The following is an 18,142-nucleotide window of genomic DNA, read 5'->3' on the forward strand; positions in this document are numbered from 1 at the left end:
CAGGCAATCCCTTTGCCTGGCGAGTGGCCACTGCTCTGGCCGGCACCATCGCCATACTGCTGCTCTGCCGTGTAGCTCTGCGCCTCTTCCACAACCTGCCCATCGCCCTGACGGCCGGCTTCCTCATGGCCATAGACGGTCTAGGCATCGTCATGAGCCGCACCGGCCTGCTGGACAACTTCGTCATGATCTTCGTTCTGGGAGCCTGGCTGTGTCTGATGGGCCATCGGGACTGGGCCAGGACCAGGCTACGACAATCCTGGGCCAAGGACCAGGCTGATTTCCGCCTGCACTACCGGGTTAAGGTCATTCAGTCACAGGGACAGCAAGGGCAGAAAAGCCGTGTCGAGCTGCCCGTGGCCACCACCGGCCCTTTCATCGCCTGGTCCTGGTGGCGGACCGGAGCCGCCCTGCTGCTGGGCCTAGCCACCGGGACCAAGTGGTCGGGCGCCTACTTCTTCGCCGTCTTCGCCCTGATCTCGGTGCTCTGGGATGGCTGGGAGCGTCATCAAGCAGGGTATGGATCCTGGCTGCAGAGCGCCGTTTTCAGGGATGGGCTGCCAGCGGCCTTACTTATGATCCCCGTCTGGGCGGGTACCTATCTGGCCTCATGGACTGGATGGTTCCTGCATGGTGATTCCTTCATGCACAATTGGGCGGCCCAACACCCTGGCCAGGGCCTGACCTGGCTGCCGGAGGGACTGCGGTCCCTGGCTGAATACCACAGACAGATGTGGCGCTTCCACACCACCCTGCATGCCCGCCACCCATACATGGCCAACCCCCTGACATGGCCCCTGCAGATCAGGCCCACCAGCTTCTACTGGCAGAAAATCACGGGCTTCCCCGGCCTGTGCGGACTGGCCAAGGACTCCCCCTGCGTAGCGGCAGTCACGTCCTTGGGCAATCCTCTGACCTGGTGGCTGGGCAGTATCTGCATGATCCTAGCCATCGTCATCGCCGTCGTGGTCAAGCACGGAGATTGGCGGATCTGGGGGGTTCTGGCAGGCATGCTGGCCGGCTGGCTGCCCTGGATCCAATACATGAACCGGACCACTTTCACTTTCTATTCCATCGTCATCCTGCCCTGGATGATTCTGGCCATCTGCTACGTGGTCAACTGGCTGCGGCAGAACTCGGACATCATCCTCTACCGACAGACCATGATCATGGGTCTGACCCTGCTGGGCCTGACCTCGGTCTTCTTCTACCCGCTGTGGACCGCCATGCCCATCCCCTATGACTTCTGGCGCATGCACATGTGGCTGTCCAGCTGGATCTGAGACAAAGGAGGCGGTCGGACAGCGATGCCCAACCGCCTTGCAGCAACCTTCATATGCCTTTGTATGCCGTCTTGCTCAGACTGCGCGATCATGGATGATCTGCGCGTATCGCAGACCGGAATCCTTCCAGAGCCGCTCCTGGGTGTCATAGTCGACCCTGATCAGACCGAAGCGCTTGGTGTAACCCAGGGCCCACTCAAAGTTGTCCAATAGGGACCAGGCAAAGTAGCCAGTCACCCGGGCTCCTTCATGGATAGCCCGAGCCACAGCACGCAGGTGCTCCTCAAGATAGGCCACCCGTTGGGGATCGTGCACCCCTTTGCCGCCAGGGAAAGATGGATCCGGGCTGACCTGGTCTTCCCAGGCAGAGCCGTTTTCCGTGATCATAAGATCCAGCTCAGGGAAGCGCTCGGAGACCTCCATGAGCAGGTCGGTCAGCCCCTGAGGCTCCTGGTTCCAGCCCATGGCGGTCAGCGGCCCCTGGGGAGGCAGAGTTTCGACGATATCCTGGGCGGGCATGGGATTGCGCTCGGAACCAGCGCCGCTTCGACCCCGCACATGGTTGGTTGAATAGTAGTTAATGCCCAGCACATCCAAAGGCTGGTGGATTTGCTCCAGATCGCCGTCACGAACGAAGCTCCAGTCAGTGATACCCTCAGCGGCATCATGGATGCGCTGGTCATAGGTGCCGGCCAGCATGGGACCCAGCCAGACCTCGTTGGCGAAGAGGTCAGCCCGGGTCTTGGCCGCCAGATCCTCCGGATCGTCGCTATTGGCCCGGTTGACCTGCAGGTTCAGAGTCACCGATATACGTACCCTGTCGCCCAGCTCGGAACGGATGGCCTGGGCTCCCAGACCGTGGGCAAGATTCAGATGATGGACCGCTGCAAGAGCCTTCCCATAGTCGCAGATGCCGGGGGCATGGCCGCCATTGCCGTAGCCCAGATAGGCCGAGCACCAAGGTTCGTTCAGGGTCGTCCAGGTCTGCACCCGATCACCCAGAGCCTTGGCCAGGACGGCCGCATAGTCGGCATATCGCTGGGCGGTGTCGCGATTGGCCCAGCCTCCAGCCTCCTGCAGGTACTGGGGCAGATCCCAGTGGTAGAGGGTGACCACAGGCTTGATACCGTTTTCCAACAGCATGTCCAGCAACCGCCGGTAATGGTCCAGACCAGCCTGGTTGATGTCACCACCTGCCTCGGGCATAATACGGGGCCAGGCCACAGACAGCCGGTAGGCACCCACCCCCATCTGTTTCATCAGAGCAATATCCTCGGGATAACGGTGGTACTGATCACAGGCGACATCGCCATTGGACCCATCCACTATCCTCCCCGGCTGCCGGCAGAAAACGTCCCAGATGGAGTCTCCTCTGCCGTCCTCGTGCGCCGCCCCCTCCACCTGGAAGGATGCCGTAGCCGTGCCCCAGGTAAAGTCTTCTGGGAAGGCGAGCCGTTCGTCATTGACCATATGTCCACTCCTCAATTGTGTGACCCTTCCTGCCCATCTTCGCACAGGAGGACCGACTACAGGACCGTAGCCGACAGCCCATAAGTTCGGCAACGACGGGTTGTGTTGTCCTCGCAAGGAATCAGACCGGGGAGTACTAGGTGCCAAGGCCGGCTTGTTAAAGTGTGTCTCGGTTCTGGAAAAGCACACATCGATGGAATGGAATGCGATTCATGGGGTTCGTCAACTGGCTGATACACCTGCTCAAGGATCCGCGCAGCGCTATCGCGAGCTGGATCGCCATGGGGCTGGTACCGACCTACGGGTTCATCTTCCTGATCATCTTCATCGAGACCGGCGTGGTTTTCATGCCTTTCCTGCCAGGAGACTCCCTGCTCTTCGCCGCCGGCGTCTTCGCCCATGACCCATCCAGCGGCATGGCTCTGGACGTGCTCCTTCCCGTCGTTTGGTTGGCCCCAATCCTGGGCGACCAGAGCAACTACTTCATCGGACACTTCTTCGGCCGGGCCATCGTCCGTTCGGGGCGCGTGAAGTCACTGACCCCCGAACGAATAGCCAAGACCGAAGGCCTGATTGACAAGTGGGGCCCACTAGCCGTAGTCCTGGGACGTTTTCTCCCCTTCATCAGGACATTCATGCCGTTCATATCGGGCATCTCCGGAATGCGCTGGCGGCGCTTCACCCCGTTCAGCATCCTGGGCGGTCTGATATGGTCCACCCTCTTCACCCTCCTGGGCTACTTCTTCGGGGGCATCCCCGCAGTCCAACAGCATTTCGAGCTGGTCATCATCCTGATCCTGGTCATTTCGGTCCTGCCCACGGTCATCGGCCTGCTCAAGGCTAAATTCGGCCAAAAGCGCGGGAACACGTCGAAGTCGGAATGAGCCTACTCGCTAGGCAATCTTGTTTAGTGTACATGTCGATGTCTGCTCTCCTCCGAGCGATATAAGCCGATGCGATTTTTACCTCTTGCTTCGACCATCAAGGCGACACTTTTGCAGAAATCCGCCAAACAGCAGGACACCCTCCGCCAGGACGGCCACCACATCTGCCGCAAGCAGCCCAATTTTCCAGGGACTCGGCGATACGCTAAGTCGCGACCGTGGGGGAACACCGTTCATGGCATTGGAATTGACCGTCATATAGAGTATCCGATGGATGGCTTGACGCATGACACCCCTTGCTGTCGGACTGTCATAATCCTCGGCATTGAATCCTGGGGTCTGGATCATGTACATGTCGCTACCGGCACGCAGGGCCAGGTCGCGCTCCGCATGGGACTTGGATAGAAAGAGGTCAGTGATGACCGCCCCGTGGAAGTTCCATTCGCCGCGCAAAATATCCGTGAGCATGCCACGGTGACCAAAGCCAATGACCCCTCCGATCAGGTTCTGCGCAGACATGATCCCGGTCGCTGCCCGCATGATCTTCCTATGTCGGCCTCCCTTGGCGTCCAGGTAGGGCACGACAGTGACGGCCTCCCGACAGACGATCTGGAAGGGCTTGAGGTATATCTCCCGGATCGCCTGTTCGTTGGCCCATGTGGCCAGTCCCTCTGAGCGGAAGCTTTCCTGGTCATTGAGCACCATGTGCTTGAGGTAGCTAAACACGCCCTTATCCCCAGCTCCCTGGATGCAGGCAGCTGCCAGCTTGCCAGACAACAGACCATCCTCGGAATAGAATTCGTAGACACGCCCGGCAAAGGGAGAACGGTGTATGTTGACACCAGGCGCGTACCATCCATTGAGCCCGGAGTGCAGCGCCTCCTCACCCAGGCAGGAGCCCATCCGCCGAAGAAGATCCGTGTTCCAAGTGGCCCCCATAACGTTGGCTCCAGCCCAGGAGGATGCTCCCTTGATACTCCAACCCATGGCCCCATCCTTGTCAACGGTCATAGGCTTGCCCAGGGAGAGTAGATCCTTGGTCTGGTAGGCGGCCATAAACAGCAGCTGCTGGATGTCGCTCCTGTCCTTTTTCCAGTCAATCTGATCCAGAAGCTGCTGCCAGCCCGGGTCGGTGTAAGGCTTGGCTCGCAGATCGATCAGCGACAAACGGTTTTTAGCGCCGCTGACCGGCTCCTGGTCGCAATGGACCTGGCTGGTCTTCCCATTGCCCATCGTCGAATCACGGTGGGGATCGAATCGTTCATAGCGTTTGAACTCATCCAAGGCCGACTGAGGGGCAGCCTTGGTTCGAGCAGGAATAGGTCGCGGCTGACTTCCCCTCCAATCGCTCCGAGTCAGTTGCACCACCGAGGGATCATCCATGTAGGCATTCAGACTTTCGAAATGGTTGCTGACCGGCCTCCATATGCCCGATTCCGGCTTGCCCGTAGGCCTGCCCTCATCATCAAGCGAAGACTGCGCCAGACGGTCGCCCTCCGGAAGATGCTGCCCTTGGAAAACCTGGGTGCGATCGACTGTTACCGTGGCTGAATCAATCAGATCGTGGGCATTGGCCTTCAGCTGGACGGTATAATCGCCCGCCTCAAGCACATAGGCGCCAATGGTGCCATCCTCATTGACATGATGATAGTCATATGAAGCCATGTCATCACGCAGAAAGGCGAGAACAACCTCTTGGCTGGCTCCGGGTTCAAGAATCCTGGTCTTGGCAAATGCAACCAGAACAGTGGCGGATTTCTCAATATGCTCCGCTCTGTCATGCACGGTATAAGGAGCCGAATAGTATAGCTCCACCACGTCCTTGCCCGGACGCGAACCAATGTTGGTTACACTCACCCTCGCTTCGATGAAACCGTCATCGCGCAAAAACACCCGTCCAAGCGTCTGTCTGAAGGTGGTATAGCTCAGGCCGTAGCCGAAAGGATATGCCACGGCGCCCGGCGACTCCACTGCTCCCTTGCCGTCCAGCTGTCCGTATCTGAATCCCGAGTCTTCAAGGGCTGCTGTCTCGTAATACCGGTATCCCAGGTAGATGCCTTCCCGATATTCGACAAAAGGCCGATCAATAGTTCCGAAGCCGCCACGGGGCACCAAATCACCGATAAGGGTCCGATCGGTGACAGAGGCGTTGTTGTAATGGAACTCACCGAAGTTAGCAAAAGTAGGGTCTGCAGTGAAATCGGTGGGATAGGTATCGGTTGTCCTTCCCGAGGGGTTGACCGTGCCGGCCAGAATGTCGCTGAAGGAGTCAAATCCTCGTGATCCTGCCGTTCCAATCCACAGAATCGCGTCGACTTCATGAGTGCCGCCCATCAGCGGACCGAGCTCTATCGGGTTGGCCGTGTTGAGGGCCACCACTACCGCACTGCAGAGTCGCTTAGCCGCATCGATGGTACCCAGCTCAGCCTTGGTCAGGGCCAGATAGTGGCGGGTCCCATCCTCATAAGGTTCTGTCCGCTTGTCAATGCCTTCAGATCCGTCCCTCCTTATCATCACCAGCCCCACTGTTCCGGTGACCTGCCCCTCCAAGTGCCTATATATGGCTGGATCATATTCCGGGATCTGGGCTGATCGGCCCTTGTCCATGACCGCCTGAAGGGAATTCCTGTCAGCGTCCAAGGGTCTGGTGCCCGCAGCTGCCTTCGGATAGGAGGTCTTGGCCGATTGCATGGCGCGACAGGCGCTCTCGTCAATGGAAAAATGCCGGGAAAGGGCCTGGGCCGGGGTCACTCGATCACGATCGGTCGTCGCGGCGGCACCGGTGCCAGCATAGGCCGGGTCCAGATAGGCCCTGCCGAAAGGCGTAATACAGGTACCCTCCTGCAAGGGCAGGAGATCCTTGTTCTTCAGAAGCACGATGCCTTCGTTGACCATCTCCTGTGAAACCTGGTCACTGACAGCCTTGGCCTCCTGAAGCGAATCTGTAGAAGGCTGATAGTACCTTGCGTCCCAGCCATGGGTCCCCGGAGCTCTGTCAATTCTTAATTTTCCTGGACCAAGGTAACTATCCAGAACATTAGCGAAGAGTTTTCCAGCGACGTTCCCAGCTCCCATGACCAAAGGCAGGGCCACTGCCAGAACCGACCGGACCTTTCCTACGGAACCAGACCGATGCAGCCTGCGATCAATCCTTCTCTTCATGGGACCCTCCCTTGTTTAATGACATGAATAAACGCTGGTCCCCATCGGTTCCCCGTAGTGAAAGCGAGAAACCGACGGGCGACTGAACTCAGACAGCCAATGGATCCGTGCCGGGCCGAACCAGAACCGGCAGCGTGTGGTAGTCGTAGGTCTCCTCATACCAACGGCCTGGGTCATAGCTCTTGTGCGTAAGAAGATTGGTCCAAGGCTTTCCTGACTGGTCACCGCCGGCATCCGGCACATAGAAGCGAGCGCTGCCATCCTCAGAAAAGATGGGAGCCACCAGGATGTCATCACCCAGCATATATTGAGTGTCGATGTCCTCGCAGGTGGGATCGTTCTGGAATTCAAGAACCATGGCCCGCATCATGGGCAATCCAGTCTCATGGGTCTCCATGGCCATCTTTTTGAGGTAAGGAACCAACTTGAGCTTGAGCTTGGTGAATTCTCGGGCCACGTCCACAGCCTCATCACCGTAAAGCCAAGGCACCTTGTACTCCCGGGATCCATGATAACGAGAGTGGGAGGAAAGAAGACCGAACTGGGTCCAACGCTTATACAGGTCAGGGGTGGGCTTGTCCTCGAACCCTGCAATGTCATGACTCCAGTAACCGAAGCCGGACATACCGAAGGACAAGCCGGCCCTGAGGGATTCAGCCATGGACGGGTAGTTGGACCAGCAATCGCCGCCCCAGTGCACAGGGAACTGCTGACATCCCACCGTGGCCGAGCGAGCAAAGAGGATGGCCTGGTCGGGGCCCTTGACCTGGGCAACCAGATCGTAGACGGCCTTGTTGTAAAGGTAGCTGTAATAGTTGTGCATGATATGCGGATCTGAGCCGTCGTGGAAAACGACGCCTTCAGTGGGAATTCGCTCACCGAAATCAGTCTTGAAGCAGTCCACGCCCTGGTCCATAAGGTGCCTGAGCTTGCCCTGATACCAGGCGGTGGCCTCAGGATTGGTGAAATCCACAATGGCCATGCCCGCCTGCCACTTGTCCCACTGCCAGACCTGGCCATCGGTTTTCTTGATGAAGTAGCCTTTGGCAGCACCTTCGTCGAAGAGCGGCGACTTCTGGCCTATGTAAGGGTTAATCCAAACACAGACCTTCAACCCGCGGTCGTGAAGCTTGGCCAGCATACCCTCAGGATCAGGGAACTTGTCCGAGTCCCAGATGAAGTTGCTCCACTCAAGTTCCTTCATCCACCGGCAATCAAAATGGAAGACGCTCAACGGGATGTCTCGCTGGGCCATACCATCCACGAACTCCATCACGGTCTTCTCATCGTAATCAGTGGTAAAGGAGGTCGACAGCCACAAGCCGAAGCTCCAATCGGGGACCAGGGGCGGCTTTCCAGTCAAATCAGTGTAGGTGTTCAGCACTGATTTAAGATCCGTGCCGCCGATGACACTATAGGCCAGCTCCTGACCCGGCACAGAGAACTGGACCCTGGTGACGCGTTCCGATCCGACCTCGAACGAGACCTCGTCAGGACTGTCGACGAAGAGCCCATAGTTCTTATTGCTCAAATAGAAGGGGATGTTTTTATAGGCCTGATCGGTATCGGTGCCTCCGTCGGCATTCCAGATATCGACACTCTGGCCGTTCCTGACGAAGCTGGTGAAACGCTCGCCCAGGCCATATATCTTCTCGCCGACCGCCAGATCCATCTGATCGGACATGAAGACCTGACCTTGGGGATCGGTCACCATGCCCTTGGAGCGAAAACCAGTACTGGTTATAACCTTGCCATCGAAGAAATACTTGAATGAGGGGAAGTCGCCCTTGTCAACTTTCAGGGTCAGTCGTCCGGAAGTGAAGGTCCAGCCCCGATCATCTTCATCGATGGCGACATCCGGGTCGGTCGTGTTCAGGTGGAAGGCCGGGCAATGGCTTCGATCCGTCCGGTAATTGATCAGACGCGTGGTGATGATGTCGGGCCTGGGGCTGGTTATCTCGATGGTCATTATGCCGCCATCGACCGTTTGCCCGGCCTCATGAATGGGCCAGCCGTACGGGCAATACAGGGTCAGCTTCTTAGGCTCGATCTTGGCCTGGTACACATTGGCCGCATAACGGACGTCAAAGCCTTTTTTGACCATCCACATGCCATCTAGAAACTTCATGGTTGCTCCTTTGCTTGCTTCATTGCTTTATTGTCGAATTGCTGCATATGCTCAGATGAAGATGCCAGAACCAGATTACAGACTGTTCAAATCACCGTCTCAGCCACTAGCTTTCGGTAGGTCTGAGCGCTGCCTTTGGGGGTCCGATCATAGGTGCCGCCTGACCTGTCCACAGAACACAGGCCGTAGTGCATGTCATATCCGCTGATCCATTCGAAGTTATCCAGCAGGGACCAGTGGAAGTACCCCAGGAGCGGGAAGCCGTCGCGCGCCAGGTCCACCAGTGGAGGCAGAGAACTGCTGATGAAGCGGGAACGGACCTGGTCATCGGCGGTACAGACGCCATGCTCGGTCACTAGAATGGGTAGACCGGTCAGCTCCCGTATGTAGACCACGGCATTGACCAAGGAGCCAGCGCAGACCGGCGCACCGGATTCGCTGGTATCGACCCCTTCTGGAGCCGCCAGTGGACCTTGATCGCCCATGGTTTCCCTTTCATAGTTTTGCACCCCAATGAAGTCATTACCTTGAACGGCCTGGATCCAAGGCCGATAACAGGCATCCCTCCGGGCCTGAGCCAGGGCCTTGCCCTTCTCACTGACATAGCTTTCGTCAATAACCGCCAGAGACAGGCCGACCGGCAGATTTGGGCACTGGGAACGTATTGCTTCCACAGCACAGGCATGGGCTCTTCGGAAGCCTAGTTCCAGTTGTTCAACTTCCTCGGGAATCACCACATTCCCAACACGATAGCGCTCTACACCCGCCTTACGGCTGGCCGCTTCCAGGCATTGACGCTGGGCCTCAACAGTTTGGATCGACAGAGCGCCAGTGCTGAGGATCCTGGGCAGATTGGGCTCATTAAAGGTTACAGCCATGGCCACTCGATCGCCCAGGACCTTCAGCACCCTTAGGCACTCATCGGCGAACAAAGAGGGAGCGTCTGGATTGAACCAGCCTGCCTTGGCCCCGAACCAATGCGGGCAGACGAAGTGGCTGAGAGTAATCAATGGTGTAATGCCACGGTCCAGACACCCGTCGACCATGCGGTCGTAATGGTCCAGGGCGGACTGGTCCACGACCTTTTCCTCGGGTTCTATACGCGCCCATTCCACCGAGAACCTGTAAGCATTAAGGCCCATGCCCGAAACCAGGTCCAAGTCATCCTGCCAGCGCTCCCAGCTCTTGCAAGCCGACCCTGCCGGTTGCTTGAAAACAGTCGGCTGCACGTGCTCCAGAAAGCTGATATCGGATGTGGTATCGCCTCCGTCCACCTGGTGCCCAGCAGTGGAAGCTCCCCAAAGAAAGTGATCAGGAAACACTCTTGCCACGGTATGCCCCTCCTCTTGCTTCAAATTAATCATTGATCAAAATCCTGGTTCTTAGCCTGTCCTGCTGGAGCAAGCCCATGCCTTTGCAGAAATCCGACTACAGCACTCTCGATGGCTCCAGCATCCGGGAGGAAACCCTGCTGTGAAGCCACCTGAGGAAGCTCGCCGACAGGAGCATCAAGCCAAGGTTTTGCAGCGGCGCAAAAGCTGAGATCGGCCTGACTGCCTCTGTAGGAAGGAGAGTCAATGGCCAACAAGGCCCGAATCAGATCAGCCAGCAGATCAGGGACATCAATCAGATCGCGTATGGTGCGAATCTGGGTTTGCCTCGTCGGTTTGGCATTGGGATCCGGCAGGATCCAGGAATAATCGCCATGGTCGCATCGACCGCTGACGCCCCCTGGAAGTACCAGATTCGCGCTGACACCGACCGGCAGAGACAAATGCATGCTGACAGTGGCACTGGAATCCTGGCGCCGCCAGGACAAATTCACCGGTCCGTACGGGGTTACCAGACGGAGCTCAGCAAATGAAAGCTGCGGGATTATCAGTGGAGCTACAGTCACCTTCCGCCAACCGGCTGCATCCATGCGCAGACCAATCAGCCCCTGAATCAGCCAGGAGACCACAGAGCCCAGAGCGTAATGGTTGAAGGAAGTCATGCCATTAGGGTTGATTGACCCGTCAGGCAACATGGAATCCCACCGTTCCCAGACCGTGGTAGCACCCATATCCACTTGGTAAAGCCAGCTAGGGCAATGGTCCTGAAGAACCAGCCGGACAGCCAAGTCGGCGTGCCCGCTGATGGTCAGCGCTTGGCATATGAACGGCGTGCCCAAGAACCCGGTGGAAATACGGAATCCGCTGGCTCTTACCAGATCCGCCAGGCGTTCGCCCGCCCCCTGACGTTGTCTGTCGGTCTCCAACAGATTCCAATCCAGGGCAAAAGAGTAGACCGAGGGGCAATCCGAAAGAATACGCCCGTTGGGGCTGACATATTCGTCGCAAAAACCCTGAGCCATGCCATCAGCCAAGGATCGGTAATGTTGCTCCTGATCTTCTTGACCTAAGCAGGCATGGGCCTGGGCGACAAGAGCGGCCGAATGGGTCGCGAAAGCAGTGGCGACCACGTCAGGATCTGCTTTGGATTTCATGGGCTGGTCCGCTGGTGCGTCAGGATCCAGCCAATCACCGAATTGAAAGCCTCCCTGCCATAGGCCCCGACGAGTCAGATCCTGGACTCCGTCGACGAACCCGTCCATCATGGGCAGGAAGCGACGAAGGACAGCCTCATCGCCAGTCGACCTGTATAGGGCCCAGGGCACGAGCACCGCCGCATCACCCCAACCGCAGGTCAGACGAGGTCCGTCTAGAACATCAGGGACCACCAGTGGAATACCTCCATCTGCTGCCTGGCTGTTGGCTACGTCAGTCAGCCAGGAAGCGAGGAAGGCATCGGCATTGAAAAGCTCCAGTGCAGATGGCGCGAACATGGCGATGTCCCCAGTCCATCCCAGACGCTCATCTCTTTGCGGGCAGTCGGTAGGCACGGTGATGAAATTATCCATGGTCGACCAACGAACGTTCTCAAACAAACGGTTGAGCCGATCGTCCGAACAAGTAAAGGATGCCGTGGACTCCATGACGGCCGAGACAAGGCAGGCCTGAAAATCACCTGCCTTCACATCGGCATCGGGCTCCAAGCCCTCCACCTGCACATAGCGGAACCCATGCTGGGTGAACAGGGGCTCGACCACCTCGTTGGCAGTGCCTGAGAGAATGTACTCGTCAGTGGCCTTTGCCTGACGCAGAGGTTTCAGAGCCAGTTCCCCATGATCCAAGACCTCGGCATGGCGCAGTCGCAGGCGGCCCCCAGGCCGGCCCCCTCTGACCACCATACGGACCCAGCCGGCTACGTTCTGCCCAAAGTCGACGACTGTTCGGCCTGATGGAGTGGTGATGATTTTCTGACCTGGCAGACGACGGATGATCCGTGCCGGAGGTGCCTCCTGAGGTCGGATGCTCACATGGGGCATGGGCAGCAGTTGTACGGGATGTACAGCTCCTCTGACTTCAAGCAAGGGAATTCTCATATCCCTGCATTCGCCGTCATAGAGGTCATTCGATCTTATGGGTGATGGATGCCAAGTCCATTGGTCATCACCGCTCAGGACCTGCTCCCCCCGGCTGTCGAACCACTCCAGCTGGGCCATGAGCCACAGACGATCACCGTAAAAATCAGTGAGGCGCTGCCAACCTAGGTGCCCCCTGTACCAGCCGTTGCCCAGCAGGACATCCAGCCGGTGACTGCCTGGCGTCAGAGCATTGGTCAAATCGTAGGTCAGAGCATTGATTCGGTGCCGGTAATCGGTCCAGCCCGGACATAGCTGATCCTGACCGATACGCTGACCGTCCAAATAGGCAACGAAGAGACCGCCTGCCGTCAAATGAATCCGGGCCTTGGCACAGGTCCCTTCCACAGTGAACCTTCTGGAGAGCACCGGTGCCGGGTCCTCTCTTCCGACTGGATCACTTGGCGACACCGGGCAACCCGACCAGTCCTGGTTGGAGAGGAGACCGCATTCAACCCGTGCCGTGGCCGACCAAGGAGACCAGATGCCATCTTGGCCAGCAACCCTGACCCTTACAGCAGCGGATTCTCGGGACTCCAATGGCTCACCAGGCCAGGACAGACAGATCTGATCCGCCACATGCAGGCGATGTACGCTCACACGACCATGATGATCAGTGATCTCAACTTCAGCTTCTTCCTGCTTCCAGCCCTCAGGTGCTTTCAACAAGCGCCAGGACAAGGACGGGCAAGGTTGGTCGTAGCCCAATGCGCAGCCGGCCCAAGGTCGGTGCCCGAACCGAACCGGCGACACCTCCAGCCCTGCCGAATCAACCATTATTGTTGCCTTTCCTTGCTGACTTTCAATTGATTACTACTTCACGCCCTTGATGAGCGGAATGGCAAGAACACTACAGAGGCTCAGAGCCGCCGCGATGAACCAAAGCAATCCGTAGTTGTGTCCCCCTGCGGTGTTGATGATCAGAGGAGCCGCAGCCAGAACGACCACACTGGACAGGTTGATTGCCAATCCGAAAACGCTCATATCTTTGCCGGTGTCCTCGCTATTAGGCAGGACGGCTGCACACAGCGCCAGATCAACGGTCAGATACATGGCCTGACCCACAGCGAACAGTAACCATGCTATAAGGAACTGTGTGAAATTATGAGAAGTCGCACCAAGGCAAAGGGCTGCCGCCATAAGGATGGAAGCCAAGATCACAAAGGGCTTCTTGCGCCCCAAATGATCTGTCAGGAAACCGGACCCTGTGAAGAAGATGATGGAAACGGGTGCCGAGCACAAGGTCAGAAGACCAGCCTTGCTGCCTACCTGATTCAGAGGGATATGCAGTCCGGAAATCAGGTAGTAGATGAAATAGGACTGCATAGCGGCCATGGCCAGACCGACCAGGAACCGAGATAGCCAGGTCCAGCCGAAATTCGGGTACTTCCGTGGGTTGACAAAGAAGGTGCCAATGAATTTCTGGACGTTCATAGGCGGCACCTCGCTCTTGGTTTTGGCGGGATCCTTATAAAGAAGCAGTAAGGGAAGAGATGTGACCAGGCCCAACAGCACCGGAACCGTCATCAGCAGCAGACCATTGCCTACCAGAGCACCAGTAAGATATGTGCCGGCCGAGAAAGCAAGGGCTCCGCACAGACCCATCAAACCCATGACCGTGCCGCGGCGGTTGTCGGGCAGCCCTTCGACAGCAATCACCGAATAGGCATTGAAGGCCGACTGCATGCCCATGGCTGACAGGATGAAGAAGACTCCCATCACCCAGACATTGCTGGATAGACCGACCACGGCCCCGCAGACGATGGAAAAGAGCAGTCCACCCAGAATCCAGGGCCTACGACGGCCAAAGCGGCTGATCGTCCGATCTGACAGAGCGCCGGCCAGTGGCATCATGAAGAGCGCAAGGAATGAGCTCACCGAGGTTATATGGCTGTAGACCGAATCTTTTCTGTCCGGCATGATTGCTGCGATATGCAGCGACAGCGCTGTGCCCAGGCTCATGTTCACAATGTAAAGACCAATGGCCGCGATGAGCACCAGCACAATCGTCTTGCGAGGATTAGGAAATTCAGGCGGAAGATATCCAGGATCGTGACTGGGCTGCGCTGCCTTATCGGTATCTTCAACATTGACATGCGCCTGCTCTGGTGGCCCAGCCGTATCCATCGGAGCAACAGGCTCTCCGGCCTTGGGCCCATTCGGGGACTGATCCCTGTCTCGCTCAACTGTATTGCTCATCGCAAGCCCTCCTTTGGACTTCTTACCATCGGCCGACGTGACGTACTCGACCTTGAAACGTTAACCTCCCGCCCAAGTCCCGTCGACGCACTGACCTACCCATAAATCTGGGACTTTGGACAGACACAGGTGACAGTATTGCCGACGGAACTTGAACTCTGTCCGCACCAACCCATGCGATCCATCATGTCTGCCTCCTGTGGGTTGATTTTGTTGTATCGGTTTTTCATCGCAGATTTGAAACTGACTTCCACTGAGTGGAAATTCCTTCGTTCTTACCCTCCCCAAAGCCGTAGCTTGTAAGCAAGATGACCGAGTACACAATGACGTATCAGCAGGAATCAGAGGGACGGACGCGCCGACGCACCGGCGTCCTGGATCGTGCCTTCGCGATCCTCGACTGCTTTACCTCTGACGAACCCACACTAACCCTTACGCAGATCACTCGTCGGACAGGGCTGGCAGCCAGTACTACCAGCCGACTTCTGAAGAGCCTATGTGAGCACGGAGCCCTAATACGCGAGAGAAGCGGAGCATACTCCATCGGGCCAAGGCTCATGGAGATCGCCCAATTTGCCCGCCCAATGCTTTCCATCAGGGAGGCGGCCTCGCCGATTCTCGATGATCTGAACAGAACTACAGATCAGCACATCCAGTTGGGAACGCTGGACGGGACCGAAATGGTTATCCTCGACCGGAGAGAGGGCAAGCATCCCATACCGGTCTACTACCATATAGGCGATCGACTGCCCCTGGCCCCTACGGCAGCGGGACGAACCCTGCTCGCCTATGCCGGACCAGGCATCATCGGACAGGTGGTGAACACCGGAACCTTCACTTGGCCTACCTGGCAGATTCCCCGCCCCTCCTCAGATGAGTTGATGGCCTCGCTGGCTCTGATCCGCCAACGCCGGGTCGCTGTACTCCAGACGCCCGGCGCCTCAGTTCATTCGGTTGCTGCCCCTATTTTCGGGAGGACCAACGCCGTCATAGCAGCTGTCAGCATCGTTCTATCAGCCGGAAGCACAAGTCTGGAACGTTATGTGCCACTTATCAAAGCTGGGGCCACTGCCATATCAAGAAGAGTGACCGGACCAAAAACGTCCCGGATATTGCCGCCTTGGGACCAGGCATAAAATGCCATATCTGGTATAAATCCATATCAAGGACGACACTGATATGGCGGTCTGCTGCAAGGGGCGCAACAGCGCACCTGACCTAGAGAAAACTGCATTACAATTCACAACCCTGAACAATCCGTGAAGCCATGCCCGATATCCGCAATGGGAGAGAAGGTGCTAGGAGAAAAGCGGCAACTTTATAGTTGAATCTAATGTCATTTCGAATTGTACTTTGCCGGCAACCCGGGAAATTGCGTTTGACCGGGGCACGCGCTAGAGTGAACTTTTGTTGTTCGGCTACGGTCGGGCAACGCATGGGGCTGTAGCTCAGTTGGTAGAGCGCTTCGTTCGCATCGAAGAGGTCGGGGTTTCGACTACCCTCAGCTCCACAGTGTCGAGATGATTCTATTCCTGCTTTCGTCATCCTGCCGTACATTGATGAGCTAAGCAATGCTCCAGGTCGTTCTTATAGCCGACAACAGATTCGATACAATCAGACATATCAAAATATCACAGCTACTCTTGCCCTGGCGGGTCGATCGGTTGGACACACAGCATCATTAAGCAGTCTCATAATCAAGAACCCTGGCACGGAGCCAGGGTCAATCCACGCAACAATTCTGGAATCTGTAAAGTCGTGGTTTCTCAGCGAACGCTCAAAATTATTTGAGCAAATACAGCGTAGACCCGATCAGCATCAACACGCCCATCGATGAATCAACGCCTGGAGACAGAACGGAAGGGGTTGTCATCGCGGCGATGGCGACGATGACCGCGGCTGAATCCACGACGGTCTGCATCAAAACGAGAGCCAGCGCGACCGCTGCCATGACCGTTGACATGACGGTCGGTCCGCTCGCTGCCGCTGGTACGACGGTTACCTCTGGTCCGGCCGTCCAAGGGGCCATCCTCGCGATCGAATGCCAGTCGGTCCTCTGAGGACCGCTGGAAACGGGAAGGTCGACGACCCCGATCTTGGCCTGCAACCCGACCATGGCCACCACGATCAAAGCGCCTGTCTGCGCGGGAACGACCCCGATGTCCACTGCGGCCGCCACGTCCGCTACGAGCAGGCCGACCATTGGAAGCCTGCGGCTGCTCGACCTGCAAGGACCAGCCGTGTACAGGTTTGGCCAACGGCCCCACGAGCTCAGTAACCTCGGGCGAATCGGCAGTCACCTGAACCGGCTTGGCATCGATATGGGCCATGCGCAGCATCCGTCTGGTGTCACGCCACTGGTCGGGAAGAACCAAAGTGACCACATCGCCGGGACGACCGGCCCGGGCTGTGCGGCCCGACCGGTGCAAGAAGGACTTGGGATCGGCTGGTGGATCCACTTGGACCACAAGGTCTACGTCACTGATATCCACGCCTCGGGCGGCCACATCGGTAGCCACCAGGACTTTCACCTCACCCCGGGAGAAAGCCCCTAGGTTGCGATCGCGCTGGTTTTGGGAAAGGTTGCCATGCAGCTGCGCAGCCGGGATGCCGTTGTCAATCAGGTTCTTGGCAAGCTTCTTGGCCTGGAACTTGGTCCGGGTGAAGAGAATACGCCGTCCTGTGCCCGAGGCCAGCTTACGTACGAGATCGTGCTTGGCTGCCTGAGTGGTGCGGAAGATGTGGTGGGTCATCAGATCCACATGCTGGGTGGCGGAATCCACCTCGTGAATCTTGGGATCCTTAAGGAAGCGCTTGACCACGGCATCCACACCGTGATCGAGGGTGGCCGAGAAGAGCATGCGCTGACCGCCCGGACGAACCTGGGCCAGAATCCGCTCCACAGCAGGCAGGAAGCCCATGTCGGCCATCTCGTCGGCCTCGTCCAGCACGGCAATCTCCACGTCCTCCAGGCTGAGCTTGTGCTGGCGGAGCAAATCCTCCAAGCGACCGGGGCAGGCCACCACAATCACGGCCCCGCGCCGAAGTGCATCGACCTGACGACCCTGGCCTACCCCGCCGTAAACAGTGCAGGTCCGCATGCCGTAAGCCTGAGCCAGCGGATTGAGAACCTCGTCGATCTGATTAGCCAGCTCGCGGGTGGGAGCCAGGACAAGACCGCGCGGGCGGGGCAGACTGCCTGATCCGGCGGCAATCCTGCGGCCATGGCGATCCCGTCCTCCCTGGTCGGCAGCCAGTCGAGCCACCAGAGGGATGCTGAAGGCCAGGGTCTTGCCGGAACCGGTCCGACCCCGTCCCAGGATGTCACGGCCAGCCAGGGCATCAGGCAGGGTGTCACGCTGAATGGGGAAGGCGCTGGTCTTGCCGTCTTTGCGCAGGACGCGGACCAGGGGCTCAGGCACCCCCAGCTGGTCGAAAGTCACAGGCTCAGCGGCAGATTGACCGGAATTGGAAGAATTGGAATCGGGCATGGATGAAGCAGTCACAATGACCTTTCACAACAGGGAAGAAAACGGTACTGTCGGTCGACAGT

10 protein-coding genes and 1 tRNA gene are annotated in these 18,142 nt (G+C 57.7%); 4 read left to right on the forward strand and 7 right to left on the reverse strand.

Annotated features, from left to right (window positions below; all coding sequences use genetic code 11):
* A partial coding sequence (locus AC0AP0_RS02600; protein WP_490429282.1) for a dolichyl-phosphate-mannose--protein mannosyltransferase occupies nt 1-1,283 on the forward strand: 1,283 nt, incomplete at its 5' end.
* A 75-nt stretch (nt 1,284-1,358) separates the two neighbouring features.
* On the opposite strand, the gene AC0AP0_RS02605 is transcribed toward AC0AP0_RS02600, so the two are convergent.
* On the reverse strand, nt 1,359-2,753 hold the full coding sequence (locus tag AC0AP0_RS02605) for a GH1 family beta-glucosidase (RefSeq protein ID WP_490429283.1): 1,395 nt from the start codon (nt 2,751-2,753) through the stop codon (nt 1,359-1,361).
* Between the two features lie 212 nt (nt 2,754-2,965).
* Between AC0AP0_RS02605 and AC0AP0_RS02610 the strand changes: the two genes are divergently transcribed.
* Nucleotides 2,966-3,637 (forward strand): VTT domain-containing protein, encoded by a 672-nt coding sequence (locus AC0AP0_RS02610; RefSeq protein WP_045923865.1) that lies wholly within the window; start codon nt 2,966-2,968, stop codon nt 3,635-3,637.
* Between the two features lie 78 nt (nt 3,638-3,715).
* Here AC0AP0_RS02610 and AC0AP0_RS02615 read toward each other — a convergent pair whose 3' ends face one another.
* The 5 genes from AC0AP0_RS02615 to AC0AP0_RS02635 all read right to left on the reverse strand — a co-directional run bounded on the left by AC0AP0_RS02615 (nt 3,716) and on the right by AC0AP0_RS02635 (nt 14,589).
* Entirely contained in the window at nt 3,716-6,799 is a 3,084-nt protein-coding gene (locus tag AC0AP0_RS02615) for a glycoside hydrolase family 3 N-terminal domain-containing protein (RefSeq protein WP_490429284.1), read from the reverse strand.
* A gap of 88 nt (nt 6,800-6,887) precedes the next feature.
* Nucleotides 6,888-8,927: an alpha-xylosidase gene (gene yicI, locus AC0AP0_RS02620; protein ID WP_490429285.1), complete on the reverse strand. Its 2,040-nt coding sequence runs from the start codon at nt 8,925-8,927 to the stop codon at nt 6,888-6,890.
* An 86-nt stretch (nt 8,928-9,013) separates the two neighbouring features.
* Nucleotides 9,014-10,291 (reverse strand): glycoside hydrolase family 1 protein, encoded by a 1,278-nt coding sequence (locus AC0AP0_RS02625; protein WP_490429286.1) that lies wholly within the window; start codon nt 10,289-10,291, stop codon nt 9,014-9,016.
* The gene (locus tag AC0AP0_RS02630; protein ID WP_490429287.1) at nt 10,288-13,167 is read right to left on the reverse strand and encodes a family 78 glycoside hydrolase catalytic domain; all 2,880 of its coding nucleotides are present in this window, start codon (nt 13,165-13,167) and stop codon (nt 10,288-10,290) included. The genes AC0AP0_RS02625 and AC0AP0_RS02630 overlap by 4 nt, the downstream gene beginning before the upstream one ends.
* 36 nt (nt 13,168-13,203) lie before the next feature.
* Complete coding sequence (locus tag AC0AP0_RS02635) at nt 13,204-14,589, reverse strand: MFS transporter (protein ID WP_490429288.1); 1,386 nt, start codon at nt 14,587-14,589, stop codon at nt 13,204-13,206.
* A gap of 308 nt (nt 14,590-14,897) precedes the next feature.
* Between AC0AP0_RS02635 and AC0AP0_RS02640 the strand changes: the two genes are divergently transcribed.
* Both AC0AP0_RS02640 and AC0AP0_RS02645 read left to right on the forward strand, forming a co-directional pair.
* The gene (locus AC0AP0_RS02640) at nt 14,898-15,725 is read left to right on the forward strand and encodes an IclR family transcriptional regulator (RefSeq protein ID WP_254478134.1); all 828 of its coding nucleotides are present in this window, start codon (nt 14,898-14,900) and stop codon (nt 15,723-15,725) included.
* Nucleotides 15,726-16,026: 301 nt separating this feature from the next.
* A tRNA-Ala gene (locus AC0AP0_RS02645) sits at nt 16,027-16,099 on the forward strand.
* Between the two features lie 328 nt (nt 16,100-16,427).
* Here the strand turns inward: AC0AP0_RS02645 and AC0AP0_RS02650 are convergent.
* Nucleotides 16,428-18,080, reverse strand: coding sequence for a DEAD/DEAH box helicase (locus AC0AP0_RS02650; protein WP_490429289.1), 1,653 nt, complete (start codon nt 18,078-18,080; stop codon nt 16,428-16,430).
* Nucleotides 18,081-18,142 lie beyond the last annotated feature (62 nt).

The organism is Bifidobacterium sp. POST2/T3 (B1) (assembly GCF_058197115.1).

Coding starts and splice junctions, on each gene's coding strand:
- AC0AP0_RS02610 (WP_045923865.1), top strand. CDS start 2,966: ATGGGGTTCGTCAACTGGCTGATACACCTGCTCAAGGATCCGCGCAGC.
- yicI (WP_490429285.1), bottom strand. CDS start 8,927: ATGAAGTTTCTAGATGGCATGTGGATGGTCAAAAAAGGCTTTGACGTC.
- AC0AP0_RS02630 (WP_490429287.1), bottom strand. CDS start 13,167: ATGGTTGATTCGGCAGGGCTGGAGGTGTCGCCGGTTCGGTTCGGGCAC.
- AC0AP0_RS02640 (WP_254478134.1), top strand. CDS start 14,898: ATGACCGAGTACACAATGACGTATCAGCAGGAATCAGAGGGACGGACG.
- AC0AP0_RS02605 (WP_490429283.1), bottom strand. CDS start 2,753: ATGGTCAATGACGAACGGCTCGCCTTCCCAGAAGACTTTACCTGGGGC.
- AC0AP0_RS02635 (WP_490429288.1), bottom strand. CDS start 14,589: ATGAGCAATACAGTTGAGCGAGACAGGGATCAGTCCCCGAATGGGCCC.
- AC0AP0_RS02625 (WP_490429286.1), bottom strand. CDS start 10,291: ATGATTAATTTGAAGCAAGAGGAGGGGCATACCGTGGCAAGAGTGTTT.
- AC0AP0_RS02615 (WP_490429284.1), bottom strand. CDS start 6,799: ATGAAGAGAAGGATTGATCGCAGGCTGCATCGGTCTGGTTCCGTAGGA.
- AC0AP0_RS02650 (WP_490429289.1), bottom strand. CDS start 18,080: ATGCCCGATTCCAATTCTTCCAATTCCGGTCAATCTGCCGCTGAGCCT.